The sequence below is a fragment of the Roseburia yibonii genome (assembly GCF_014297335.1).
GTDB classification, from domain to species: Bacteria; Bacillota; Clostridia; order Lachnospirales; family Lachnospiraceae; genus Roseburia_D; species Roseburia_D yibonii.
Genome location: NZ_JACOQH010000005.1, coordinates 82,930 through 106,790, shown reverse-complemented (window position 1 = coordinate 106,790; position 23,861 = coordinate 82,930). Strand labels below are relative to the sequence as shown.

Sequence of the window (23,861 nt, the reverse complement as noted above, 5' to 3'; positions counted from 1 at the left end):
AACCTGGAGCGGAGGGATGACAAGGCCTGCCTGATCTTCCGCAACACCTCGGACTTTCGATCGCGGGCAATCTGACTGAACTTATGGGCGGAGCGTTCCAACTGGATGTGGATGGAGATCTCTTTAAAGTCACACTGGCGTTCCCGGAGACCGGTGCGGACTGGCAAAGTGAATAAAATTTCACATACAATTAAAAAAAATCTCGGTAGATTTTGTTCCCTAAAAAGGTTGAAAAAAAAGGTCGGATATGATACACTTTTTACAATTTAGGTATAAAAAGCAGGACTATGGTTTTTCGCCTGTCCTGCACTACCTTTATACGGAAAAGTGATCGATGAAAAAGAGATTTTACCTCTTTTTTTTTGAGAAAAATTAGAAAGGACAGGTAAACGAATGAAGGCTTTTCTTATACTCGAAGATGGGAATGTATTTACCGGAACCAGCATCGGTTCCACAAAAGAAGTCATAAGTGAGATCGTGTTTAACACATCCATGACGGGCTATCTGGAGGTTCTGACCGATCCGTCCTATGCGGGACAGGCAGTTGTCATGACTTATCCGCTGATCGGAAATTATGGTATCACACCGGATATGGAGTCAGGACGTCCGTGGCCGGATGGCTATATTGTGAGGGAGTTATCCAGAATGCCGAGCAACTTCCGCTGCGAAGGCACGGTCCAGGATTTCCTTACCAAACACGACATACCGGGGATCGCAGGCATCGATACCAGAGCGCTGACCAAGATCCTGCGTGAAAAGGGAACCATGAACGGTATGATCACCACAAATGAAAATTATAATGTAGATGAGATTATTCCCCGTTTAAAAGAATACAGGACCGGAAATGTGGTAGACAAGGTCACCTGTACGGAAAAGAGAGTATTAGAAGGAAAAGGAAAGAAAGTTGCGTTGATGGATTTTGGCGCGAAAGAAAATATTGCCCGTTCTTTAAATGAGAGAGGCTGTGAAGTGACGATCTATCCGGCACATACTTCCGCAGAGGAGATCCTTGCGGCAGATCCGGACGGCATCATGCTCAGCAATGGACCTGGAGATCCAAAGGACTGTGCGGACATCATAAAAGAGATCAAAAAATTATATGATTCGGATACGCCGATCTTCGCGATCTGTCTCGGACATCAGCTGATGGCGCTTGCAACCGGAGCTGACACACACAAGATGAAATACGGACACAGAGGCGGAAATCATCCGGTCAAGGATCTCGCGACCGGTCGTGTCTATATTTCCTCACAGAACCATGGCTATGTGGTGGATACGAATACACTCGATAAAAATATCGCAGAGCCTGCTTTTGTAAATGTAAATGACGGAACGAACGAAGGATTAAAGTACATCGGAAAAAATATTTTTACCGTGCAGTTTCATCCGGAAGCGTGTCCGGGACCGCAGGATTCCGGCTATCTGTTTGACCGGTTTATTGAAATGATGGGAGGAGCGAAATAATGCCAAGAAATAAAGAGATCAAAAAAGTATTAGTAATTGGTTCAGGTCCTATCGTAATCGGACAGGCAGCGGAGTTTGACTATGCAGGAACACAGGCATGCCGCTCCTTAAAAGAAGAAGGCGTGGAAGTGTGTCTGGTAAACTCAAACCCGGCTACGATCATGACCGACAAAAACATCGCGGATCAGGTTTATATCGAGCCTCTTACCGTTGAAGTATTAAAGCAGATCATCTTAAAAGAAAAACCGGACAGTGTGCTCCCGACTCTCGGCGGACAGGCTGGCCTGAACCTTGGTATGGAGCTTGCGGAGAGCGGATTCCTCGCAGAACATGGCGTGAAGCTGATCGGTACGACGGCAGAGACGATCTACCGTGCGGAAGACCGTCAGGCATTCAAGGATACCATGGAAAAATTAAATGAGCCGGTAGCGGCTTCCCTGGTCGTACACAATGTGGAAGACGGTATTAAGTTCACCAACACCATCGGTTATCCGGTCGTACTGCGTCCGGCCTACACACTTGGCGGAAGCGGCGGCGGAATCGCGCATGATGAGAATGAACTGATCGACATCCTTTCCAACGGACTGCGTTTGAGCCGTGTCGGAGAAGTACTGGTAGAGCGCTGCATCGCGGGCTGGAAAGAGATCGAGTACGAAGTAATGCGTGATGCCGCAGGAAACTGCATCACCGTATGTAATATGGAAAATATCGATCCGGTCGGTGTACATACCGGAGACAGTATCGTAGTTGCTCCGTCCCAGACGCTGGGCGACAAAGAGTATCAGATGCTCCGTACATCCGCGTTAAAGATCATTTCCGAGTTAAATATCACCGGTGGATGTAACGTACAGTACGCACTCAATCCGGAGTCCTTCGAGTACTGCGTAATCGAAGTGAATCCGCGTGTCAGCCGTTCTTCCGCGCTTGCATCCAAAGCGACCGGATATCCGATCGCAAAGGTTGCCGCAAAGATCGCGCTCGGTTATACCTTGGACGAGATCAAGAACGCGATCACCGGAAAGACTTACGCAAGCTTTGAGCCGATGCTTGATTACTGCGTAGTCAAGATCCCGAGACTTCCGTTCGATAAATTTATCACGGCAAAACGTACTCTGACCACACAGATGAAAGCGACCGGTGAGGTCATGAGTATCTGCACCAACTTTGAAGGCGCGCTGATGAAAGCGATCCGCTCCTTGGAGCAGCATGTGGACAGCCTGATGTCCTATGATTTTACCGGACTCTCCGATGAAGAACTGGAAAAACAGCTTCATGTGGTAGATGACCGCAGAATCTGGGTGATCGCGGAAGCACTGCGCAGAAAAGTGGATTACAAAAAAATCCATGAGATCACAAAGATCGATGAATGGTTTATCGATAAGCTTGCGATCATCGTTGAGATGGAAGCAGCGTTAAAGAACGAGCCGCTCACCGTAGAGCTCTTAAAAGAAGCAAAACGCATTGAGTTCCCGGACAAAGTGATCGCGGAACTGACCGGAAAATCCGAAGAAGATATCAAAGAGATGCGTTACAGAAACGGTATCACCGCAGCGTTCAAGATGGTAGATACCTGTGCGGCAGAATTTGAAGCGACCACACCGTACTATTATTCCTGCTTTGGCAGCGAGGATGAAGTCATAAAGACAAACCCGAAGAAAAAGGTACTGGTACTTGGTTCCGGCCCGATCCGTATCGGACAGGGTATCGAGTTCGACTTCTGCTCCGTACACGCGACCTGGGCGTTTGCGAAAGAAGGATATGAGACCATTATCATCAACAACAACCCGGAGACCGTAAGTACCGACTTTGATATTGCGGACAAGCTCTATTTTGAGCCGCTTACACCGGAAGATGTGGAGAATATCGTAAACGTGGAGCACCCGGATGGAGCAGTCGTTCAGTTCGGTGGACAGACTGCGATCAAGCTGACCGAAAGCCTGATGAAAATGGGTGTGCCGATCCTTGGTACCAAGGCAGAAGATGTCGATGCGGCAGAAGACAGAGAGCTATTTGATGAGATCCTTGAGCAGACCGGAATCCCGAGAGCAGCAGGTGGAACCGTCTACACAGCCGAGGAGGCAAAGGCAGTCGCAAACCGTCTGGGCTATCCGGTACTGGTGCGTCCGTCCTATGTACTTGGCGGACAGGGTATGCAGATCGCGTTCTCAGATGAAGAGATTGAAGAATTTATGGCGGTCATCAACCGCTATGAGCAGGATCACCCGATCCTCGTTGATAAATACTTACAGGGAAAAGAGATCGAGGTTGACGCCGTGTGTGACGGAACCGATATCCTGATCCCTGGTATCATGGAGCATATCGAGCGTACCGGTGTCCACTCCGGAGACAGTATCTCCGTATATCCGGCGCCTACGATCAGCGATACGGTAAAAGAGACGATCGCGGAATACTCCAGAAGACTGGCGAAAGCGCTGCATGTCATCGGACTGATCAACATCCAGTTCATCGCCATGGGCGAAGAAGTGTATGTGATCGAAGTAAACCCGCGTTCTTCCAGAACCGTTCCGTACATCAGCAAAGTAACCGGAATCCCGATCGTTGACCTTGCGACAGAAGTCATCATCGGAAAGAAGATCCGTGACCTTGGTTATGAACCGGGACTTCAGCCGGCGGCAGATTATTTTGCGATCAAGATGCCGGTATTCTCCTTCGAGAAGATCCGTGGTGCTGAGATCAGTCTTGGACCGGAAATGAAATCAACCGGTGAGTGCCTTGGAATCGCAAAGAACTTTAATGAAGCACTCTATAAGGCATTCCTGGGTGCTGGTGTCAAGCTGCCGAAGTACAAGCAGATGATCATCACTGTAAAAGATGCCGACAAGCCGGAAGCGGCAGAAGTCGCAAAACGTTTTGAAAAACTGGGCTATAAGATCTACGCGACCAGAAGCACCGCGAAATTCTTACAGGAAAAAGGTGTGGATGCGCTCCGCGTTAACAAGATCTCCCAGGAATCTCCGAATGTCATGGATCTGATCTTAGGACACAAGATCGATCTGGTCATTGATACACCGACTCAGGGACGTGACAAATCCAGAGATGGTTTTCTGATCCGCCGTAACGCGATCGAGACAGGCGTGAATGTCATCACAGCAATGGATACGGCAAACGCGCTTGCAACCAGCCTGGAAAATGCGGAAGATACGCTGACACTGGTCGATATCGCAAAGGTAAAAGACCAGGGCAGCAACTAAAAATAAATAAAATCGGGGCTCGTAAAAGCCCCGGTCATCAATAAAAAAACACCCGGACCGTGAGACCCGGGTGTTTTTGATATAAGATTTATGACTGACCGTGCGCTTTCTCACGGAGCATTTTTCTGCGTTTCTTTTTGCGGAAGCGTTCTGCGGTAGCTTTAAGCGGTTCGTCCGCGATAAACTGTTTTAAAGTATCCTCGTCCATGACGATACGGTTGTCCATGGTCTTCATGACATCACGGATCTGGAAAGGACTGCGGGAACCGGTCGCATTCAGATCATACAGTGAATTGTCGGAGAACAGAAGCAGCAGCGGATGAGAAAAATCACCCTTGGAATCGTCGATGACCAGAGCCTTTTTGCCGTTGGTGAGATCGACACAGCTTCCCGGAGGAAGGATGTGGATGCTCTCGGCAAGCGCTTTTACAACATCCTGGTCATAGGCTTCTGTCTGTCCTGCGATCGTGCGGATCGCTTGAAATTCAGAAACCGGATCGCCGTTTAAGTGCATGGCGGTCATACGGTCAAACGCATCCGCAACCTGCAAGATCTTGGTGCCGTCGAGCCATGCGATGCGCGCGTCACCGGCGAGACTGTTAAGATTCGGGTGGATATCATAGCGCACCATCTGTGAGATGTATGCCAGGGCTTTGTCCGGAAACACAAAGGAGGAGGACAGGCTGTTCAAAAGCTCATACGCGGAAAGGCGGTGAGACTGGATCAGCTTGATATCCTCAGCAGAAAGATCGTCTCCTTTATCGAGGATCTCCTGCGGAACAAAAATATATCCATAATCATAAAGCAGTGCCGCGGTTACCAGCGAACGCTGAATGGCAGCGGAAGCTCCGAGTGTATGGGAGATCATGGCCGCGAGGATCGCGACGCTGATCGAGTGCTTGTATACAAAATCTCCCGAACTGCGGATATTCTGCGTGAAATTCAGTTTGTGATCCAAGGAACCGTAATCACGGATGATGGATTCTACGAGAAGATCGAGCGTCTTTGGCGGCTTTTCGTTCTTTAACAGATTCACGTTGTTGCGAAGCTGGAACATTGCGATGGTCTGGAAACGCTCAAAATCCAGTTCTTCCTTGGAAAGCGGCGGAAGCGGTTCTGCCGGTTCCAGAATATAAACGCCGATCAGCATGAAATTCTGGATGTTGTTGATAACCTGGACGCTGAGCCTTGTGTCCCTCTCATAGAGAAGAACGCCGTTTTTGTTATAGATCGGTTTCGCAAGGCGCATACCGGGTCTTAGATCTTTGCTTTCTACAAATTGCATAATAAATACCCTCCCTGATCTGTATATTGCGTAAAAGTAGTATATGGTATTTTCCATTTATGTAAAGAATTTTAGCATATTGAAACCTGAAATACAATAATGTATAATCTGTTTCAGATATAATTTCCAAAAGCAGAGAGGAGAACCGATGCACGGATTCCTTTTAAATACGAAAAGATTAAAAAGAATGGCGGTGTGTGTGTTAAGTGCGGCACTGCTTATCTCACTCCCGGTTTACGCGGGGGCAAAGAGCAAAAAAACAGATACGCAGCAGAAACTGGAAGACACGCAAAACCAGATCAACAGTTTAAATGAACAGATGCAGGACGCGCAGAGCCAGATCGACAGCTTAAACGCGCAGAAAAGCGAGATGGAAGAAAAACTTGGCGGCTTGAACCAGCAGCTCTCGGACATCAGCACATCCTTAGAACAGATCGAGACCGATATCGCAAATAAAAATCAGGAGATCGAGGACACCAAAGCAGCGCTCACCGAGGCGGGACAGCGGGCGGACCGGCAGTATCAGGATATGAAGCTGCGCATCCAGTTCATGTATGAGAACGGGGACGACACCTTCATGCAGCTTCTGTTTGAGTCGGATTCCTTCTCGGATTTTCTGAATAAGGCGGATTATGTGGAAGAGATCACGGCGTATGACAGACAGATGCTCGATTCCTACCGGCAGACCCAGGCAGACATCGCGGCGCAGGAGACACAGTTGGAGGCAGAGCAGGCAGAGCTTGTCGCCTTAGAGCAGCAGATGAGCGACAAACAGGGCGAGCTGTCTACGGTCATCGCGGATACGCAGACCAGCATCTCGCAGTATGCCGCCAATATCTCCGACCAGCAGAGCGTTGCGGATGATCTGCAAAGACAGATCGAGGAACAGCAGGCTTACGAGCAGCAGCTTGAGATACAAAAGGCGCGGGAAGATGCGGCAAGGCTGGCAGAGATCAAGCGGCAGGAGGAAGAACTCGCGGCGGCAAAGGCGGCAGCGGCAAATTCCGGAACTGCCAGCGCACCGGTGAGCGTGGCGGCTGGAGATCAGGCACTGCTTGCGGCGTTAATATACTGTGAAGCGGGCGGAGAGAGCTATGAAGGCCAGCTTGCGGTAGGCAGCGTGGTCATGAACCGCGTGCGCAGCCAGGCATACCCGAATTCCGTTTCGGGCGTCATCTATCAGGGCGGACAGTTTTCGCCGGTGGCAAGCGGACGTCTGGCAACGGTGCTCGGATCCGGGCTTACGTCGGCATCCTGCAGCCAGGCGGCGCAGGAGGTCTTAAACGGCAACATTACAAACGGCTATCTGCATTTCAGACAGAATAACGGAGTCATCGAGGGAAGCGTGATCGGAAACCACGTCTTTTATTAATGAAACGCGGACAAAAAAAGATAAGAGGGGCTTATTTGTGACACAATGTACAAAAAGTCCTTCTTTTTTTTGACTTATTCGAAAGAAATTAAATAGAATGAACAAAAACAGCGGAAAGCGTAGAAAAAAATATTTTATACCTTGCAAAGGGGAAAAATATATGCTATTCTAAACATGTAAAAAAGAGCCAGAAAATCAGGCGTTTTTATTTTTTTTTCAAAAGATTGTTAAAAAATTAACATCTATATTTTCAAATCTTGAACAAACAAAGAAGAAAAGGAGACGAGACAATGGCAAAGAAAGTTGTTTTAGCAGGCGCTTGCCGTACGGCAATCGGAAAAATGGGTGGAGCATTAAGCAATACTCCGGCACCGGAATTAGGAGCAATCGTAATTAAGGAAGCATTAAACAGAGCCGGCGTAAAACCGGAAATGGTTGATGAAGTATTAATGGGATGTGTTATCCAGGCTGCACAGGGACAGAACGTTGCACGTCAGGCATCCATCAAAGCAGGTTTACCGATCGAAGTTCCGGCAGTTACCTTAAACGTAGTCTGCGGTTCCGGTTTAAAATGTGTAAACGAAGCAGCAGCTCAGATCCTTGCAGGTCAGGCTGATATCGTTGTTGCCGGTGGTATGGAAAATATGTCCATGGCTCCGTATGCTATGACAAAAGCTCGTTTTGGTTATCGTATGAACAATGCAACGATCATCGATACCATGGTAAATGATGCACTTACTGATGCATTCAATCACTATCATATGATGATCACAGCAGAAAACGTATGTGATAAATATGGAATTACCCGTGAAGAACTGGATGAGTTCTCAGCAAACAGCCAGCAGAAATGCGAAAAAGCGATCGCTGAAGGCAAGTTTGACGATGAGATCGTTCCGGTACCGGTTAAAGTTAAGAAAGAAACAGTTATGTTCGCAAAGGATGAAGGACCTCGTGCTGGTACAACAAAAGAGTCCCTGTCCAAATTAAAATGCTGCTCAGGCAAAGAAGGCGGACTGGTTACAGCTGGTAACGCTTCCGGTATCAACGACGGCGCTGCAGCAATCGTTGTTATGAGCGAAGAAAAAGCAAAAGAACTCGGTGTTACTCCGATGGCTACATGGGTTGCAGGCGCTCTTGGCGGTGTTGAACCTGAAATCATGGGTGTTGGCCCGGTTGCTTCTACAAGAAAAGTATTAGAAAGAACAGGTCTTTCTATCGACGATATGGACCTGATCGAAGCAAACGAAGCATTCGCTGCTCAGTCTATCGCAGTAGCAAGAGATCTGAAATTCGATATGTCTAAAGTAAACGTAAACGGTGGTGCGATCGCACTTGGACATCCGGTTGGAGCATCTGGATGCCGTATCCTTGTTACTTTATTACATGAAATGCAGAAGAGAGATGCGAAGAGAGGTCTTGCAACACTGTGCATCGGTGGTGGAATGGGCTGCTCTACAATCGTAGAAAGAGACTAATTTTCTCAAAAAAGAAATAAACGATTTACCCGGGAAGTATTTACTGCTTCCCGGATATTGTGTTAAAATAACACTGGAATTATTTAAAAAATTCTAATCTCACAAGGAGGATATATCATGAAAGTAGGTATTATTGGTGCAGGAACCATGGGACAGGGTATTGCAAAAGCATTTGCCCAGGTGGAAGGCTATGAAGTAGCTCTTTGCGATATCAAGCAGGAGTGGGCAGACGCTGGAAAAGAAAAAATCAAAAAAGGCTATGCCAGACTGGTAGAAAAAGGAAAAATGACCCAGGAAGCAGTAGACGCGATCGTTGCAAAGATCACTCCAGGTTTAAAAGAAAATCTGTGTGCAGACTGCGATCTTATCGTAGAAGCTGCATTTGAAAATATGGAAGTTAAGAAGACAACGTTTAGCGAATTAGACAAGATCGCAAAACCGGAATGCATTTTCGCTTCCAACACATCCAGTCTTTCTATCACAGAGATCGGAAACGGACTTACCCGTCCGATGATCGGAATGCACTTCTTCAACCCGGCAGACCGTATGAAACTTGTTGAAGTTATCGCAGGTGTAAATACTCCGGCTGAGACTGTTGAAGCAATCAAGAAGATCGCCGTAGAAATCGGAAAGACTCCGGTACAGGTAAACGAAGCAGCTGGTTTTGTTGTAAACCGTATCTTAATCCCGATGATCAACGAAGCAGCTTTCATCAAGATGGAAGGTGTTTCTGATGTTGCTGGTATCGATGCAGCTATGAAACTCGGCGCAAATCATCCGATGGGACCTCTTGAATTAGGTGATTTTATCGGTCTTGATATCTGCCTTGCAATCATGGATGTACTTTACAATGAAACAGGCGACAGCAAATATCGTGCTTGCCCGCTGATCCGTAAGATGGTTCGTGGCGGAAACCTTGGTGTTAAGAGTGGAAAAGGTTTCTATGTATACAATGCAGACCGTACCAAGACAGCGATCGACGCACAGTAATATTAAATTAATGGAGGAAGTTAAATCATGGATTTCAGTTTAGACAAAAAACATGAAATGGCAAGATCCTTATTCAGAGATTTTGCTGAAAATGAAGTAAAACCTCTGGCTCAGGAAGTAGATGAGACAGAAGTATTCCCGCAGGGAACAGTTGATAAAATGGCAAAATACGGATTCATGGGAATCCCGGTGCCGAAGGAATACGGTGGACAGGGCTGTGATCCTCTTACATATGCTATGTGTGTAGAAGAGTTATCCAAAGTATGCGGTACTACTGGTGTTATCGTATCCGCGCATACTTCTCTTTGCATCGATCCGATCATGACTTATGGTACGGAAGAGCAGAAACAGAAATATGTAACTCCGCTTGCAAAAGGTGAGAAGCTTGGTGCATTCGGTCTTACTGAGCCGGGCGCTGGTACAGATGCTCAGGGATGCCAGACCAAGGCTGTATTAGATGGAGATGAATGGGTATTAAACGGCTCCAAGTGCTTCATCACAAACGGTAAAGTTGCAGATGTTTACATCGTAATCGCGATCACAAGCATCACAGAAGACAAGAGAGGCAGAAAGAAGAAAAACTTCTCTGCATTCATCGTAGAAAAGGGAGCTCCTGGATTCTCATTCGGAACAAAAGAAAAGAAGATGGGTATCCGTGGATCATCTACTTACGAACTGATCTTTGAAGACTGCAGAATCCCGAAGGAAAACCTGCTCGGACCGGAAGGAAAAGGTTTCCCGATCGCTATGCATACACTTGACGGTGGACGTATCGGTATCGCTGCTCAGGCACTTGGTATTGCAGAAGGCGCTTTAGATCGTTGTATCGAATATACAAAAGAAAGAAAACAGTTCGGCCGTTCTATCGCTCAGCAGCAGAATACACAGTTCAAACTGGCTGATATGGCTGCAAGAGTAGAAGCTGCACAGCTTTTAGTATACAAAGCAGCAATGGCTAAGGCTACTCAGAAGGTATATTCTGTAGAAGCAGCAAAAGCAAAATTATTCGCAGCAGAAACCGCTATGGCAGTTACAACAGAAGTTGTTCAGTTATTCGGTGGATACGGATACATCAGAGAGTACGATGTAGAGCGTATGATGCGTGATGCTAAGATCACTGAGATCTACGAAGGAACTTCTGAAGTTCAGCGTATGGTTATCTCTGGCGCATTATTGAAATAGTCGTGATCCGGCGGAGTGAGAGCTCGCTCCGCGTTCGTAAACAATAAAAAATAAAAACAAGGAGTGAAATTACCGTGAAAATAGTTGTATGTGTAAAACAGGTACCGGATACCAAAGGCGGAGTTAAATTCAACCCGGACGGTACTTTGAACAGAGCTGCAATGCTTACTATCATGAACCCGGATGATAAAGCTGGTCTGGAAGCAGCACTTAGATTAAAAGATCAGTATGGTGCAGAAGTTACCGTACTTACCATGGGACTTCCGAAAGCAGATGAAGTTCTTCGTGAAGCAATGGCAATGGGCGCTGACAAGGGCGTTCTTGTAACAGATAGAGTATTAGGTGGAGCTGATACATGGGCTACTTCTACTACAATCGCTGGTGCAATCAGAAACCTTGACTATGACCTTATCATCACAGGTCGTCAGGCTATCGATGGAGATACCGCTCAGGTTGGTCCGCAGATCGCAGAGCATCTTGGACTTCCGGTTATCTCTTACGCACAGGATATCAAAGTAGAAGGAGATTCTGTGATCGTACAGCGTCAGTATGAAGACAGATATCACGAAGTAAAGGCTAAAATGCCGTGCCTCGTTACTGCATTATCTGAATTAAATGAGCCGCGTTACATGACTCCGGGCGGAATCTTCGATGCTTATGACAAAGAAGTTACCGTATGGGGCAGAGCAGACTTAAAGGATGTAGATGATTCTAACCTGGGTCTTAAAGGTTCACCGACCAAGATCGCAAAAGCATCTGATAAGGTACCAAAGGGTGCAGGTGAGATGTTAGAGGGTGATTCCCCAGACGCATTAGTTGCAAGCTTAATCGGAAAATTCAAAGAGAAACATATTATCTAAGAAATAAAGGAAGAGTGGTGAACAAGATGGGTTTAGAAGAATATAAAGGAGTATATGTCTTTGCACAGCAGGTAGACAACGTATTAGATGGCGTTGCATTCGAATTACTTGGAAAAGGTAAAGACTTAGCAAAAGATTTAAATACAGACGTTACAGCAGTATTACTCGGCTCTGGTGTAAAAGGTCTTGCAGACCAGTTAGCAGAGTACGGCGCTGACAGAGTTATCGTTGTAGATGATCCGGAATTAAAGGATTACAGAACTGAGCCGTATGCACATGCACTCGCTTCTGTTATCAACGAGTACAAACCTGAAATCATGTTAGTTGGTGCAACAGCGATCGGTCGTGACCTTGGTCCTACCGTTTCCGCAAGAGTTGCAACAGGTCTGACCGCTGACTGTACAAAACTTGAGATCGGTGATTTCCCGATCAATGCAGTTGGAAATCAGCCGCAGAAACACAATCAGTTACTGATGACCCGTCCGGCATTCGGTGGAAACACAATCGCTACGATCGCTTGCCCGGATAATCGTCCGCAGATGGCTACCGTTCGTCCGGGTGTTATGCAGAAGATCGCTCCGGTTAAGGGTGCTAAGGCAGAAGTTGTTGAGTACAATCCGGGATTCACACCGAACAACAGATATGTAGAAATCTTAAATGTTGTTAAGGCAGTTAAGAATACAGCAAACATCATGGACGCTAAGATCTTAGTATCTGGTGGACGTGGAGTTGGTTCAAAAGAAAACTTCAAGCTGTTAGAGGATCTTGCAGAGGTTCTCGGCGGAACTGTAAGCTGCTCCCGTGCAGCTGTAGAGAACGGCTGGTTACCGGTTGATCTTCAGGTTGGACAGACAGGTAAGACTGTTCGTCCGCAGATCTACTTCGCAATCGGTATCTCTGGAGCTATCCAGCACGTTGCAGGTATGGAAGACTCTGATCTCATCATTGCAATCAACAAAGATGAAGGAGCTCCGATCTTTGATGTAGCTGATTACGGCTTAGTTGGAGATTTAAATAAGATCGTTCCGGCTTTAACAAAAGCATTAAAGGAAGAAATGGCTGAGAAATAATCCGATTCGGACCTGGCATTTGAAAGAATAAGAGGGATGCACTTTTTGTGCATCCCTTTTTGCGTGTTTGCATAGAATAACAGCAAAGAGAATATGGAGCAAAATTATGGATATTTTGCGTCAGGCGAAAACACCGGAGGATATTGTGCCGGTTGATGTACCGTATACATCCTCTCTGCTCGCACGGATCCTCGGAGATCTGGCAGACCGCTATCCGTTTATCGAGATCGGCGAGGCAGGCAACAGCGTTATGGGGCGGAGGCTTTATACGATCCGGCTGGGACAGGGGCAGACCGAGGTATTTTACAATGCATCCTTTCATGCGAATGAGTGGATCACAACGCCGCTTTTGCTGAAATTCGCGGAAGAGTACGCGAAAGCCTATGCAGCCGGTGAGAGGCTCTACGGGGTACACACATCGTTTCTCTATGAAAATTTCAGTCTGTATCTGATGCCCATGGTAAATCCGGACGGAGTGGATCTTGTAAATGGCGAGATCGATGGTGGTGCCTACTATGAGCTGGCAAAGCGGATCAGCGGAGATTATCCGGCGATTCCGTTTCCAAGTGGCTGGAAGGCGAATATCAATGGTGTTGACTTAAATCTTCAGTTTCCGGCCGGATGGGAAAATGCGCGCGAGATCAAATATGAACAGGGATTTACGTCACCGGCGCCCAGAGATTTTGTCGGGACGGCACCGCTGTCGCAACCCGAGAGTATCGCGGTCTATCGTTTTACCACACAGCATGAGTTCCGGCTGATCCTCGCATATCACACGCAGGGAGAAGTCATTTACTGGAAATACCTTGACTACAATCCAAGACAGGCAGCCCGTATCGCCCGGTATTTCGGGGCGGTCAGCGGCTATGAGGTCGCGGTGACACCGGTCGCGTCCGGTTATGCGGGGTATAAAGACTGGTTCATCCAGACCTATAACAGACCGGGGTATACCATAGAAGTCGGACGTGGAGAAAATCCGCTCCCGGTCACACAGTTTCCGAAAATCTACGAGGATAACAAAAGGATCTTACTCGGTGGCATGACGCAGCTGGATCCGGAGGATCTGTGAGTTGAAAAAGCAGGCGTATTTGATATAATAAAAGACAGACGGAAAAAAGAAACAGGAGATGAAGAAAATGAAATATAAGACAACAAATGATCTGGCGGGATTTGACTTTACAGAGGCGTATATCGGAGAAATCCGCGCGATGAGCGATACATTTACGATCGGGCTTGACAATGTAAAGATCTTACCGGAAAATACAAAGAACCGCGACATCCGCAAAATGCGCACGAATGAACTGGTGTTAAAGATCCGTGACGCGAAGATCGTGGACTTTGTGGAAGAAGGTTATAAAGTTTATGACGCGAATGGAAATTTAAAAGAAAAAAAGGAAGACCGCGTGGTTTCTGCCGATGCGTATACGGAGGAATTTAAAAAGCTGATCGGCTGCGTGATCTATACGCTGAAAAAAGAAGGAGATATCTATGAGATTTCCATTGATACGGAAGATCATACCTATCTGATCAAGGTTTCCGGAACAGAAGACACCGAGGAATGGGAGCGTTTTCTGAATCTGGATGCATAGGAAAATGTTTTTGGGTCATACTACCTTTTGGACGTTCAGGTAAAACGGAAAGGAATGGGAAGTATGACAAAAAGAATTTACCGGATATGCCTGGCGGTTGCAATTATAGTGATTGGAATTGCCGGCATTTTTTATTATATGAATTATAAGGAAAGCGAATCTTTTTCCAATGATGCAACGCTTGTGCAGTATACGGTAAGCGGGGAGGGGGAAGATCTGCTGTGAGCCAGGAAGAAACACTTTATATCAAGATAGACCAGAATATCCTGGTGCATGACTACCATGTGACCTTAGGCGATATCGCAAAGCTGGAAAGCAGTGATAAGAGCATGGTCAGACAGTTAAAACAAAAAAAGATCTACTCGTTTGAAAAGCCGAAGGGAAATTTAAAGAACAAAAAGCAGATACAGGTGATTTCCATCATGAAGGTGATCGCGTGGATCCATGAGGAATATCCGAATGTGGATATCCAGAATATGGGCGAACCGGATTTTGTGCTGGAATACGAGCCGAAGAAAGAGGAAAACAAGGTCTGGGACTGCACAAAGACAGTTCTTCTTACGATCCTCGTCTTTTTCGGGGCGGCATTTACGATCATGGCGTTTAACAACGATGTTTCTATCGATGACGCGTTTGAGAAGTTTTATCTGCAGGTGATGGGAACGGAATCCAACGGGATGACGGAACTGGAAGTGTCATACTGTATCGGACTGCCGGTTGGTATTTTAGTGTTCTTTAACCACTTTGGAAAGAAGAAGATCACGCCGGATCCGACACCGATCCAGGTGGAGATGCGCAAATACGAAAAGGATGTGGATACGACCTTTATCGAGGAAGCGGGAAGGGATGGGCACAGTCTGGATGTGGATTAGGCATGCTTTTTTGGGATTGTTCGGTTTTTCCGCGGGCATTGCGATCGCTGCGGGAACATTCGCGTTTATCATTATGATCGGGATCGTGCCGCGGATCGCGGCGAGAAGCAATACGGCAAAGCACACATTCTGCTATGAAAACGCGATCCTGCTTGGAGGACTTTGCGGGGATCTCTTATCGGTCTTTTTAGATGTGCAGATTCCGGGCGGCAGACCGCTGCTGATCCTCTATGGCTTCTGTGCCGGTATTTTCGTCGGCTGTGTGGCGGTGGCGTTAGCGGAGATCTTAAAGGCACTGCCGATCTTTTTGCGGCGTGTGCGCATGAAGGAGGGACTGCCGTGGGTCGTACTTTTTATGGCACTCGGAAAGATGCTCGGCTCTTTCTTTTATTTCTTTTTTGACATGGCGGCGCAATAGTGGATGTGCTATAATAGTCCCAAAAAGAAAGAGAGAGCGGGATTGTCATGGTAACTTCGATCGCAAGACAGAGTATTGTCATCAAATGTAAATTAAAAAAATCCATTTTGCTTGGAAATTATGAATTTTATTACGCGGCGGGACTGATCGGAAAGCTGACGGGGCAGACGTTTGATTTTGACGTGTCGCCGGAGGAGATGAGCGCTGCGGCGCAGGAGGCGTTAAAGAATTACACGCCAAAGGATGACAGGGAAGAATATCTGGCGCATATCTTTTCCAATTATAAGCCCGATGAGGAAAAGAACGAGCAGATGAAGGAACTTTTCTCGTGGGGGCTTACAGAGAACGCGATATGGCAGGAATAGAAAGAAGAAAACAGCAATCGGATGACCGGTTGCTGTTTTCTTTTTCAGGTACAATATCGGAACGTCCGGTCGGTTAAGATACGGGCGAAGATCAGTCCGAACGGCAGTGCGATGATGATAAGGAACGCGGACGCGAACCAGGAAGCCGAAGTGGTGAGCGACATGATACCCAGATTATAGATCGCGCGGTATAAATAAAGGCCGGGAACCATGATCACGATAGAAGGAACGGTGAGTGAGATGCGGGGATAGCCTGCCTGATTTTTGATCAGCGAGGCGAGAAGCCCGGCAACCAGAGCACCTAAAAAAGCGGCGGCAGCCGGCGGAAACGCAGTCAGATCCACAAGCTCAAGACGGAACGTGTTTGCGATCGCACCGATCATGGCAGCCGTCGCGGCGAGCCGTTTCGGGCTGTTGAACATAATGGAAAAACCAAATACGCCGCAGAAGCTGGCAAGCAGCCGGAAAATGAACTGCAGTGGCAGCGGAAGGGCAAGCGGTGGAAAATCTACCGGCGCAAGATGTAAAACCAGTGCCATGATCCAGGCGGTCATCGTTGCGACAACGATAATGATGATCGCGTAAGTCAGACGTTCAAGGCCGGAACGCATGTCAAGCTTTGCAAGGTCGATCCCGCTTGTGATAAATGGAAAGCCGGGGATGATAAAGAGCATGGAGCACACATACCCGGATTCATGCTGGAGCGAGATTCCAAAGATCATTTCCGCGATCCGGAGGAAAATGGTATAGATGAGGCATGCCGAGGTAACAGACGCGACAATGCCAAGAAACAGCGTAAAATGATGTTTCGTTAGTTTACAGCGGACAAAATTGCCGATCCCCGCTCCGCAGAATGCGAATAACATTTCGAGCGGACCACCGCCAAGCAGGAAAGTAAACGCGCTGCATGCGAGCGCAGCGGCAAAGCCGAGCGCAATGGGCGAGTAGAGTCCGTGTATCCGTTCGATCTCGTCCAAATGCCGGTGGAGCTGTTCGCCGGATAAGTATTTGTTTTTGGTCGGAAATTCATTGATAAACTGTTCAAGCCGGTTGAGCTTTGAGGTGTTGACACCGGTATTGGTCAGACAGAGTGACTGGGAAAAGCAGCGTTCTCCGTCAAAACAGGTATACTCGATCGACATGAGCCCGATATCCGCCGAACAGGTGATGCCTAAATTTTCAGATAATGTGTTCATGGAACTTCTCACACGCCATGCTCCGGTCCCGCAGGAGAGCAGTATAAGACCGATCCGCCCTATGACAGAGGCTTTTGCGGTTAAGTCTGCCTGTGTGATGGGCAGATCACTGTCTGGTGTTACATAGTCATGCCAGGGGATATCCATATGATTTTTAGGGATGATTCTTTGCGGCATAAAACTCACTTCTTTCCGTTCATCTGCTTTTTGTTTCAGTATAGCCGTTTCATTTGGAAAGTCAAGAATGCATTTCTGAAATATAAAAATAGTATAACAAATATATGAAATATACTTTTTACATATTTAAAATCGAAACGTATAATACAGAAGGATTGAAAAGACGATAAAAAGCAGATGAAAGGAGAGGTCGCAATGCCTACCATTTTTCCAAGAGAAGAAAAAGCAGAGCAGTTATTTGAAAAAATACTGAAAAATCCGGATGCCTGTGAGCGGCTGAAGGAGACATTTTTTGATAATCTTCCGGATGTAGATAACCCGGAGGCGGATACCAGGGACGTGACCGGGGTTACATTTACAAGAGCCCTGTTTCAGGCATATGAAAACAAGGATTTATCCGCATTTCTGATGGCAGTATGCGGAAACAGCATGTTTGACCTGCTTCGGAATTCTTTCCTGATACCGATCCGTTTTAATGATAAAGGAAAAACAAACCCGATCCTGCTTACCGATGAAACAGGCGGTCTGCGTAAGGATATCGGGATCCACGTTCCGGAAAAGACCTATCAGAAATTTTTAAAAATATATAAGAATAAAGAACAGATCCCGCAGGTTGAAGAATATTTGGCATACGGTTTCCGCGAAGCGCATCAGTATGATGAAGCGGGAACGGCGGTTGAAAGCGTGGAGATCGGTCAGCATCTGGGCGTGCTGCTGCTTTACCGGATGCCGGAAGAGATAAAGGAGCATCTGACGGACGCGGAGATCTATGTCCATGTCTGGGATGCGCTGATGCGTGTTCAGGATGTTCTGCCACGGGCGTTTATGTATTACGGCGAAATGGAATGTGGCGGACAAAAAAGTGCTGCCGGGGAACTTGGAATCTTTCTTCCGATGAGCCGCTTTGGTGAAAAAATGGAACGAAATATCGAACTGGCAAACGGAATAGCGCTTGGAGTTCGGGAGGAAATGGAAGCTTACGGCACAAAGTTTGAAAAATAACAGGCTGAAAGGACCATGATATATGCGTGGATATGAGAGAGAACAAACGAGAAAAGATCTTATGGATCACAGACTGGCGGACAGTCTGAAAGTACTGATACGGCAGGAGCCGCTGGAAAAGATCACAATAAAACAGATCACAGATGATGCCGGGGTCGTAAGACCGACATTCTATCAGCATTTTGCGGATAAGTACCGGCTGGTCGAGTGGATTTTACAAAAGGAACTTCTGGTACCGGCAGAGCCGCTGCTGATGCAGGGCGAAATGCCGGATGCTGTACTGATGTACGCAAAAAAGGTCTGGGAGAGTGGCGTTTTTTATAAGAGGACGGTCGCGTCGGCGGAAGGACGGATGGTCGTTCAGAGGTATTTACAGAGTTACTTTAAAAAGATCGTGATACAGCGTTCTATGGGAAAGCACATGGAAAATCCGAGCATTTCCGCAGAGTGTTTCGGACAGAGTATGGCATTCTGGCTGATCCAGTTTATGGAGCATGGTGAGCAGAATGCAGTGGAACTGGAATGTTTAAATTATATTGCGCATTCGATGGAAAGCATGCTGAATGTCCGCAGCAAATCTGCATAGCGGAAAAAAGAAAAGGGAGCAGAGTGAATAAAACTCTGCTCCTTTTTGCATACTAAAAAGGAAATAAAAACAAGTGACTGGAAAAGAGGAAAGAACGTGGATAAGAAAGAAAAAAAACAGATGCAGCAGGAGGCATACAACGAGTATGTAAAACAGGTGACACCGACACACAACCTTGCCGCGAATATGGCAAAGGCGTTTCTGGTCGGAGGCGTGATCTGCGTGATCGGTCAGTTTATCTTAAACATCTGCAGAAACTACGGGCTGGACAAAGACACCTCCGGTTCCTGGTGCAGTATGCTTCTGGTGCTTTTGAGTGTTCTTCTGACAGGCTTTAATATTTATCCGCAGATCGCAAAATTCGGCGGCGCAGGCGCACTCGTCCCGATCACCGGTTTTGCCAATTCCGTTGCCGCTCCGGCGATCGAATTCAAAAAGGAGGGACAGGTTTTCGGGATCGGCTGTAAGATCTTTACGATCGCGGGACCGGTCATCTTATATGGAATATTTTCGAGCTGGGTGCTTGGATTTATTTACTGGATCTTAAAAATATGTGGGGTGATGTAATGTTAGACAATAAGAATGAACTTCCGATGGGACTCGGATTCGGGCTTGCCATGAATGAAAAGGCAATGAATAATTTTTCCGCGATGGGAGAAGAAGAAAAGCATCAGGTGATCGAGGCGGCACGCAATGTGCGCTCCAAACGTGAGATGCAGAATCTGGTGAACGATATCGCAAATCTGGATGCGATGGTTTAAACGGGATCGCAGATACAATACAAAAGAAACGCAGGAACTGCCGGTTCGACAGTCCCTGCGTATTTTTTAAAGGTCAAGCGCGCTTTTTACCACACTGGATACCAGGCCTTTGGAAGAGATGGTGCTGCTCTCCTTCGGTCCGTTTGCGGAGGACATGGTCGTGCCGTTAATAGTCGGCGCGAGCAGGATCTTTCCGGTGCCACGGTATACGTTTACAAATCCTTCGCCGTTGATCGCGGAGCCCATCAAGCTTTTGGAGGATTTCTCTACGGTAAACTGCAGGGAGGAAGACCAGGCGATCGCCATGTTTCCATCGATCTTTACGGTATCGTTTTGTACTTCGATCTCAAGTAACTCCTCTCTTGGAACCGGGCTTTCCAAAACCGCGATGCCCTGACCGGTCAGTGAGAGATTAAAAAGTCCCTCTCCGCCAAGGAAAGCAGAGGAAGCGTTGGTTCTGGATACGATCTTTTCATCCAGACTTGCGTCACAGGCAAGGAACAGACCATCGTCCAATACGATGCCGCCCTCCCACGCGCCGATATCTTCTAAAATGATATAGCGGTAAGTCGGCTCTAACATCAAAAACCCGGATCCGCGGTAGATCGGTTTGACAGCGGATTCGTTGGTGACAGCACCTTTGAATGCCTTGCCGATAAAATCACCGACACCTTTTACACCGGTCTCGGATTCGACCTGACCTGCGGCCCACTGCATGGCACCCGCCTGGATGCGGACAGCGGAATTGTTCAGGTTACAGAGAACCTGACGTTTGCGCACGTTCATTTCGTGCATAAAATAAGCAACAGACGCGTATGCCGGGGAAACACTCATATCTTTCTGATGTTCGAATACCGTAAACACGCCTTTGTTTGCGATGGCAGTCATATTTGGATTATTTGCCAGATTGTTAAGTGATATCATTGGTACCTCCTGATATAGATAAATATTTTAACTAACTCCGAAATCATTATAAAGGAAAATATTACCGGCTGTATAGGGAAAGTGCAAAAATTAAGAAAATCTGAATAAAATAGCAAAAAAGAAAGGGTCATAAGAGAGTATGGAGCAAAAAGACTGGAAGCCGGGAATCCGGGCAAAACATTTTTCGCTGTCCGAGGAAGACGGCTGTATCCGTGATGAGACGGGGCGCATGTACCGTGCGCAGTCAAAAAATGTCTACAAACCGGAACAAAAAGAGAGGCAGGGCGGTATTGCCGCGGATGATTTTCCATGGTAAACTAAACAAAGGATCAAAAAGATACCATCAGACATACAAGGAGGATAAAAAGATGTTGGAAAAAGGAATCCGTGGTACACAGACGGTTATGGTAGATGAAAGCAATACAGCAAAGACAATGGGAAGCGGAACGCTTCAGGTGTTCGCGACACCGGCGATGACAGCGTTAATGGAAAAAACCGCTTGGATGAGCGTTTCCGAGTATCTTGAGGAAGGATCAGGAACCGTGGGTACTTTGTTAAACGTTAAGCATATGGCACCGACACCGGTCGGCATGAAAGTGACCTGCGAGACAGAGCTGACCGAGATAGACGGACGCAGACTGGTATTCCATGTAAAGGCGATGGATGAGACCGGCGTGATCGGAGAAGGCGAGCATGAACGTTTTATCATCCAGAATGAGAAATTCCAGGCAAAAGCAGACAGCAAACGGACGAAATAGGCATGTCGGTTTACGATGAGCTGTTAAAGACACAGACGATACCGCACGCCTATGAAAACTGGGCGGAGTACCGGAGAGAACTGACCGAGTATTTGACCGGTGTCACCGATGCCGGAAGTACGCTTGCGGTATTCGGGGCAGGCAGCTGCAATGACCTCGATCTTTGCATGCTTCGGGAACATTTCTCACAGATCACGCTGATCGACTGCCAGAAGGAGAGCATGTTCGCGGCACTTGAGACCTATCAGTTAAGAGAGGATGCGTCGCTGGTATTAAAAGAGGCGGATTTTCTCGGGATCACACCGGCGGAATACCGGGAATACGCGGATGATGTGCTTCGTATGATCCAGGTAGAGGGAAAAGATACCGATATGTCGGAAGTGGCGGAGTATGCGATCCTCCGCATGAAGGAACTTTACGCGCGGGCGGAACGAAGACCGCTTGATTTCGGGGAAAAGACCTACGATTACGCGATCGCCGCCGGTGTCCACAGTCAGATCAACAACATGTTTGCCTGGCTCTGGCAGGTCTATCTTGAAGCAGTCGGAACGTGGGAAACTACGGTGTTTGACTATGTAAAACAAAAGAATGAAGAAGTGATCCCCCGCTTTCAGGAGGCGTTTTACCGTTCTGTGAAAAAGGGGGCGGTACTTGCGTGCGAGCGCAAGCGGATTGGCAGAGACGGAGGCATCCAGGGCGCGTGTCAGGCGTTAAAGGACGCCATAGACCGTCAGGACGCAGGAAAATGTCTGATCGATGAATCGATCGCCCTGCGCTGGCCGTTTGATACCGCACAGGGCATTACCTATCAGATGTCTGTACTTCATATTGTTCCGGCGTAATGCCGGAACTTTTTAATTGGAAGAAGTCTTTGGCTCATCCGGTGGCGTCGGTGTCTTTACCGATGGCTCTGCCACGGATGGTTCCGCTACCGTAGGTGCGTTTACGGTGGGCTCTGTGACCGTAGGAGCAGCGACCGTGGGCGCGGTTTTGGATGTATTTCCCGAAGAAGCAGAGGTCTCGGTCTCTTCGGAAGAAGTAGAACCGGTATTGGAACCGGCACTTGAACCAGTATTTGAACTGGTATTTGAATCCGTATTCGGAGTTGTTGTCTGCGGAGTTGGGATCTCACTGCCGCTTTCATCATAAGTTGTCACATTTCCGTTTTCATCCTTGATTGTTGTGGTGGAAGAAGGCTTTAAGTCATCCTCGCTGTACGGGAAAGAGACACTCGATTCCGTGCTCTCGTAGACGGAGTTTGCGGCATCCTGTTTCTCTTTTGTGCTGGCAGAAGAGGAAAAATATCCGTGGGAATACATCACGCACACGATAAATGCCAGGATCAACGCCGAGAAGCACAGAAGTAACGGAAGCGTCAGAACTTTCTTTTTCGGAGCTTTTTTGAACGTCAGCTCACATGCGATGGAATCCCATACGAGCCGCGCAAATTCCGTGGTACTCACAAACTTTTTGTTTTGCAGTTCCAGCGCGTGGTATACCAGCTTTAAGTTGAACGGATATAGAACTTGGCCGTTTTCCGGTGCCGACTGGAGATACGCTTTCTGCAGGACGTTTTTGGTGCGGTTTAATTCCCATAATACCGCGGATTCCGGACATTCAAAACAGACGGACAGCTCCTGGGCTGAGAGTCCGTCGTGAAAGAAACTTAAAAATAAGATACGCGGAAGCGTGGGAAGCTCTTTTAACTGCCCCTGCAGGATATGCGAGCAGGTCTCAAGATCCATGCATCCGAGAACTGATTCCGCACCGGGATCTAAGGACACAGAGAAGACCTCGCTGTTTGCCGCTTGCGCGAACGCGTCGATGCTGTTTTCCACAAGAAGCTTGTGGTAACGGGACAGCAGGCGTCTGGACAGCCATTTTTCCAGGTCGGTGCCGGGCGTGAGCTCCGCGATATGTAAGTAGCAGGAAAGATAGACCTGCTTGATAAATTCCCGGCATTCCATCAGGCTTGGAAAAAGATATTTTGCCCTTGTGTAAACATAATGAAATGTTTTGTTATAAAATGTAATAAAACCGTTCTGCTGCGCGCCCTTTATCTGGCGGATGGCAGTTTCCAGTTCAGGATCAAGCATATAAAAAACCTCTTTTGTCTGTCATTTTTTGATATGAAAATATTTTATAGCATATTCCTGCAGGTTTCAAGGGGTGTGGGACTGCGTTTGCAAAAAATATAAAAAATTTATAAAATTTGCATTGACAAATGTCAGAAAGTGGATATAATAAGGTTCATAAAGCAAAGGCGCTTAAGGAGAGATCCTTAGGCGCTTTTTTTGTTGCTT

General features: G+C 47.3%; 25 protein-coding genes. 21 read left to right on the top strand and 4 right to left on the bottom strand.

What is annotated here, in order from left to right; all coding sequences use genetic code 11:
• Positions 1–393: 393 nt before the first annotated feature.
• Positions 394–1,464, top strand: a complete 1,071-nt coding sequence (locus H8Z76_RS08400; RefSeq protein WP_186982233.1) for a carbamoyl phosphate synthase small subunit — start codon at positions 394–396, stop codon at positions 1,462–1,464.
• Positions 1,464–4,676 (top strand): carbamoyl-phosphate synthase large subunit, encoded by a 3,213-nt coding sequence (carB, locus tag H8Z76_RS08395; protein WP_147618680.1) that lies wholly within the window; start codon positions 1,464–1,466, stop codon positions 4,674–4,676. Before H8Z76_RS08400 ends, carB begins: the two co-directional genes overlap by 1 nt.
• An 88-nt stretch (positions 4,677–4,764) precedes the next feature.
• Here carB and H8Z76_RS08390 read toward each other — a convergent pair whose 3' ends face one another.
• Positions 4,765–5,961 (bottom strand): HD-GYP domain-containing protein, encoded by a 1,197-nt coding sequence (locus H8Z76_RS08390; RefSeq protein ID WP_022514980.1) that lies wholly within the window; start codon positions 5,959–5,961, stop codon positions 4,765–4,767.
• A 148-nt stretch (positions 5,962–6,109) separates the two neighbouring features.
• On the opposite strand from H8Z76_RS08390, the gene H8Z76_RS08385 reads away from it, so the two are divergent.
• The 12 genes from H8Z76_RS08385 (at position 6,110) to H8Z76_RS08330 (ending at position 16,154) form a co-directional block, all read left to right on the top strand.
• On the top strand, positions 6,110–7,333 hold the full coding sequence (locus tag H8Z76_RS08385; RefSeq protein WP_022514979.1) for a cell wall hydrolase: 1,224 nt from the start codon (positions 6,110–6,112) through the stop codon (positions 7,331–7,333).
• Positions 7,334–7,623: 290 nt separating this feature from the next.
• Entirely contained in the window at positions 7,624–8,808 is a 1,185-nt protein-coding gene (locus tag H8Z76_RS08380) for an acetyl-CoA C-acetyltransferase (RefSeq protein WP_186982232.1), read from the top strand.
• A 117-nt stretch (positions 8,809–8,925) separates the two neighbouring features.
• Positions 8,926–9,798: a 3-hydroxyacyl-CoA dehydrogenase family protein gene (locus H8Z76_RS08375; RefSeq protein ID WP_022514977.1), complete on the top strand. Its 873-nt coding sequence runs from the start codon at positions 8,926–8,928 to the stop codon at positions 9,796–9,798.
• 27 nt (positions 9,799–9,825) lie between these two features.
• Positions 9,826–10,980 (top strand): acyl-CoA dehydrogenase, encoded by a 1,155-nt coding sequence (locus tag H8Z76_RS08370; RefSeq protein WP_147618678.1) that lies wholly within the window; start codon positions 9,826–9,828, stop codon positions 10,978–10,980.
• Between the two features lie 74 nt (positions 10,981–11,054).
• Positions 11,055–11,840, top strand: a complete 786-nt coding sequence (locus H8Z76_RS08365) for an electron transfer flavoprotein subunit beta/FixA family protein (protein ID WP_022514181.1) — start codon at positions 11,055–11,057, stop codon at positions 11,838–11,840.
• A gap of 26 nt (positions 11,841–11,866) precedes the next feature.
• The gene (locus H8Z76_RS08360; RefSeq protein ID WP_147618677.1) at positions 11,867–12,910 is read left to right on the top strand and encodes an electron transfer flavoprotein subunit alpha/FixB family protein; all 1,044 of its coding nucleotides are present in this window, start codon (positions 11,867–11,869) and stop codon (positions 12,908–12,910) included.
• A gap of 106 nt (positions 12,911–13,016) precedes the next feature.
• Positions 13,017–13,979 carry a M14 family metallopeptidase gene (locus H8Z76_RS08355; RefSeq protein WP_186982231.1) on the top strand — a complete coding sequence of 321 codons (963 nt, stop codon included), beginning with the start codon at positions 13,017–13,019 and terminating at the stop codon, positions 13,977–13,979.
• Positions 13,980–14,046: 67 nt separating this feature from the next.
• Complete coding sequence (locus H8Z76_RS08350) at positions 14,047–14,499, top strand: subtilin biosynthesis sensor protein SpaK (protein ID WP_186982230.1); 453 nt, start codon at positions 14,047–14,049, stop codon at positions 14,497–14,499.
• Between the two features lie 63 nt (positions 14,500–14,562).
• Complete coding sequence (locus tag H8Z76_RS08345; RefSeq protein WP_186982229.1) at positions 14,563–14,724, top strand: hypothetical protein; 162 nt, start codon at positions 14,563–14,565, stop codon at positions 14,722–14,724.
• The gene (locus H8Z76_RS08340; RefSeq protein WP_186982228.1) at positions 14,721–15,371 is read left to right on the top strand and encodes a stage V sporulation protein AA; all 651 of its coding nucleotides are present in this window, start codon (positions 14,721–14,723) and stop codon (positions 15,369–15,371) included. Before H8Z76_RS08345 ends, H8Z76_RS08340 begins: the two co-directional genes overlap by 4 nt.
• Positions 15,361–15,789 (top strand): stage V sporulation protein AB, encoded by a 429-nt coding sequence (locus H8Z76_RS08335; protein ID WP_186982227.1) that lies wholly within the window; start codon positions 15,361–15,363, stop codon positions 15,787–15,789. The genes H8Z76_RS08340 and H8Z76_RS08335 overlap by 11 nt, the downstream gene beginning before the upstream one ends.
• Positions 15,790–15,836: 47 nt before the next feature.
• Positions 15,837–16,154, top strand: a complete 318-nt coding sequence (locus H8Z76_RS08330) for a DUF3837 domain-containing protein (protein ID WP_022514740.1) — start codon at positions 15,837–15,839, stop codon at positions 16,152–16,154.
• Between the two features lie 44 nt (positions 16,155–16,198).
• Here the strand turns inward: H8Z76_RS08330 and H8Z76_RS08325 are convergent, their stop codons facing one another.
• A complete protein-coding gene (locus H8Z76_RS08325) occupies positions 16,199–17,527 on the bottom strand; it encodes a threonine/serine exporter family protein (protein WP_147618674.1) in 1,329 nt (442 codons plus the stop codon).
• A gap of 195 nt (positions 17,528–17,722) precedes the next feature.
• Here H8Z76_RS08325 and H8Z76_RS08320 point away from each other — a divergent pair, with 195 nt between their 5' ends.
• The 4 genes from H8Z76_RS08320 (at position 17,723) to H8Z76_RS08305 (ending at position 19,876) form a co-directional block, all read left to right on the top strand.
• Positions 17,723–18,529 (top strand): DUF4866 domain-containing protein, encoded by an 807-nt coding sequence (locus tag H8Z76_RS08320; protein ID WP_186982226.1) that lies wholly within the window; start codon positions 17,723–17,725, stop codon positions 18,527–18,529.
• 61 nt (positions 18,530–18,590) lie between these two features.
• On the top strand, positions 18,591–19,115 hold the full coding sequence (locus tag H8Z76_RS08315) for a TetR family transcriptional regulator (RefSeq protein ID WP_186982225.1): 525 nt from the start codon (positions 18,591–18,593) through the stop codon (positions 19,113–19,115).
• A 120-nt stretch (positions 19,116–19,235) separates the two neighbouring features.
• A complete protein-coding gene (gene spoVAC, locus H8Z76_RS08310) occupies positions 19,236–19,682 on the top strand; it encodes a stage V sporulation protein AC (protein WP_147618748.1) in 447 nt (148 codons plus the stop codon).
• A complete protein-coding gene (locus tag H8Z76_RS08305; protein WP_147618671.1) occupies positions 19,682–19,876 on the top strand; it encodes a hypothetical protein in 195 nt (64 codons plus the stop codon). Before spoVAC ends, H8Z76_RS08305 begins: the two co-directional genes overlap by 1 nt.
• Before the next feature lie 66 nt (positions 19,877–19,942).
• Here the strand turns inward: H8Z76_RS08305 and H8Z76_RS08300 are convergent, their stop codons facing one another.
• Positions 19,943–20,800, bottom strand: a complete 858-nt coding sequence (locus tag H8Z76_RS08300; protein WP_022514521.1) for an AIM24 family protein — start codon at positions 20,798–20,800, stop codon at positions 19,943–19,945.
• A gap of 139 nt (positions 20,801–20,939) precedes the next feature.
• On the opposite strand from H8Z76_RS08300, the gene H8Z76_RS08295 reads away from it, so the two are divergent.
• From H8Z76_RS08295 to H8Z76_RS08285, 3 genes are read left to right on the top strand one after another with little or no spacing between them, the layout of a single operon-like run.
• Positions 20,940–21,116, top strand: coding sequence for a hypothetical protein (locus tag H8Z76_RS08295; protein ID WP_022514522.1), 177 nt, complete (start codon positions 20,940–20,942; stop codon positions 21,114–21,116).
• A gap of 52 nt (positions 21,117–21,168) precedes the next feature.
• Positions 21,169–21,558, top strand: a complete 390-nt coding sequence (locus H8Z76_RS08290) for a thioesterase family protein (RefSeq protein ID WP_022514523.1) — start codon at positions 21,169–21,171, stop codon at positions 21,556–21,558.
• A 2-nt stretch (positions 21,559–21,560) separates the two neighbouring features.
• Entirely contained in the window at positions 21,561–22,400 is an 840-nt protein-coding gene (locus H8Z76_RS08285; RefSeq protein ID WP_186982224.1) for a hypothetical protein, read from the top strand.
• 12 nt (positions 22,401–22,412) lie between these two features.
• On the opposite strand, the gene H8Z76_RS08280 is transcribed toward H8Z76_RS08285, so the two are convergent.
• Positions 22,413–23,654: an RNA polymerase sigma factor gene (locus H8Z76_RS08280; RefSeq protein ID WP_186982223.1), complete on the bottom strand. Its 1,242-nt coding sequence runs from the start codon at positions 23,652–23,654 to the stop codon at positions 22,413–22,415.
• Positions 23,655–23,861 lie beyond the last annotated feature (207 nt).

Excerpts from the sequence above, each read along its gene's own strand:
- H8Z76_RS08330 (WP_022514740.1), top strand. The coding sequence starts at position 15,837 with ATGGTAACTTCGATCGCAAGACAGAGTATTGTCATCAAATGTAAATTA.
- H8Z76_RS08320 (WP_186982226.1), top strand. The coding sequence starts at position 17,723 with ATGCCTACCATTTTTCCAAGAGAAGAAAAAGCAGAGCAGTTATTTGAA.
- H8Z76_RS08345 (WP_186982229.1), top strand. The coding sequence starts at position 14,563 with ATGACAAAAAGAATTTACCGGATATGCCTGGCGGTTGCAATTATAGTG.
- H8Z76_RS08360 (WP_147618677.1), top strand. The coding sequence starts at position 11,867 with ATGGGTTTAGAAGAATATAAAGGAGTATATGTCTTTGCACAGCAGGTA.
- H8Z76_RS08355 (WP_186982231.1), top strand. The coding sequence starts at position 13,017 with ATGGATATTTTGCGTCAGGCGAAAACACCGGAGGATATTGTGCCGGTT.
- H8Z76_RS08375 (WP_022514977.1), top strand. The coding sequence starts at position 8,926 with ATGAAAGTAGGTATTATTGGTGCAGGAACCATGGGACAGGGTATTGCA.
- H8Z76_RS08285 (WP_186982224.1), top strand. The coding sequence starts at position 21,561 with ATGTCGGTTTACGATGAGCTGTTAAAGACACAGACGATACCGCACGCC.
- H8Z76_RS08335 (WP_186982227.1), top strand. The coding sequence starts at position 15,361 with ATGTGGATTAGGCATGCTTTTTTGGGATTGTTCGGTTTTTCCGCGGGC.
- H8Z76_RS08325 (WP_147618674.1), bottom strand. The coding sequence starts at position 17,527 with ATGCCGCAAAGAATCATCCCTAAAAATCATATGGATATCCCCTGGCAT.
- H8Z76_RS08350 (WP_186982230.1), top strand. The coding sequence starts at position 14,047 with ATGAAATATAAGACAACAAATGATCTGGCGGGATTTGACTTTACAGAG.
- H8Z76_RS08390 (WP_022514980.1), bottom strand. The coding sequence starts at position 5,961 with ATGCAATTTGTAGAAAGCAAAGATCTAAGACCCGGTATGCGCCTTGCG.
- H8Z76_RS08385 (WP_022514979.1), top strand. The coding sequence starts at position 6,110 with ATGCACGGATTCCTTTTAAATACGAAAAGATTAAAAAGAATGGCGGTG.
- H8Z76_RS08305 (WP_147618671.1), top strand. The coding sequence starts at position 19,682 with ATGTTAGACAATAAGAATGAACTTCCGATGGGACTCGGATTCGGGCTT.
- H8Z76_RS08295 (WP_022514522.1), top strand. The coding sequence starts at position 20,940 with ATGGAGCAAAAAGACTGGAAGCCGGGAATCCGGGCAAAACATTTTTCG.
- carB (WP_147618680.1), top strand. The coding sequence starts at position 1,464 with ATGCCAAGAAATAAAGAGATCAAAAAAGTATTAGTAATTGGTTCAGGT.
- H8Z76_RS08400 (WP_186982233.1), top strand. The coding sequence starts at position 394 with ATGAAGGCTTTTCTTATACTCGAAGATGGGAATGTATTTACCGGAACC.
- H8Z76_RS08370 (WP_147618678.1), top strand. The coding sequence starts at position 9,826 with ATGGATTTCAGTTTAGACAAAAAACATGAAATGGCAAGATCCTTATTC.
- H8Z76_RS08280 (WP_186982223.1), bottom strand. The coding sequence starts at position 23,654 with ATGCTTGATCCTGAACTGGAAACTGCCATCCGCCAGATAAAGGGCGCG.
- H8Z76_RS08300 (WP_022514521.1), bottom strand. The coding sequence starts at position 20,800 with ATGATATCACTTAACAATCTGGCAAATAATCCAAATATGACTGCCATC.
- H8Z76_RS08315 (WP_186982225.1), top strand. The coding sequence starts at position 18,591 with ATGGATCACAGACTGGCGGACAGTCTGAAAGTACTGATACGGCAGGAG.
- spoVAC (WP_147618748.1), top strand. The coding sequence starts at position 19,236 with ATGCAGCAGGAGGCATACAACGAGTATGTAAAACAGGTGACACCGACA.
- H8Z76_RS08380 (WP_186982232.1), top strand. The coding sequence starts at position 7,624 with ATGGCAAAGAAAGTTGTTTTAGCAGGCGCTTGCCGTACGGCAATCGGA.
- H8Z76_RS08290 (WP_022514523.1), top strand. The coding sequence starts at position 21,169 with ATGTTGGAAAAAGGAATCCGTGGTACACAGACGGTTATGGTAGATGAA.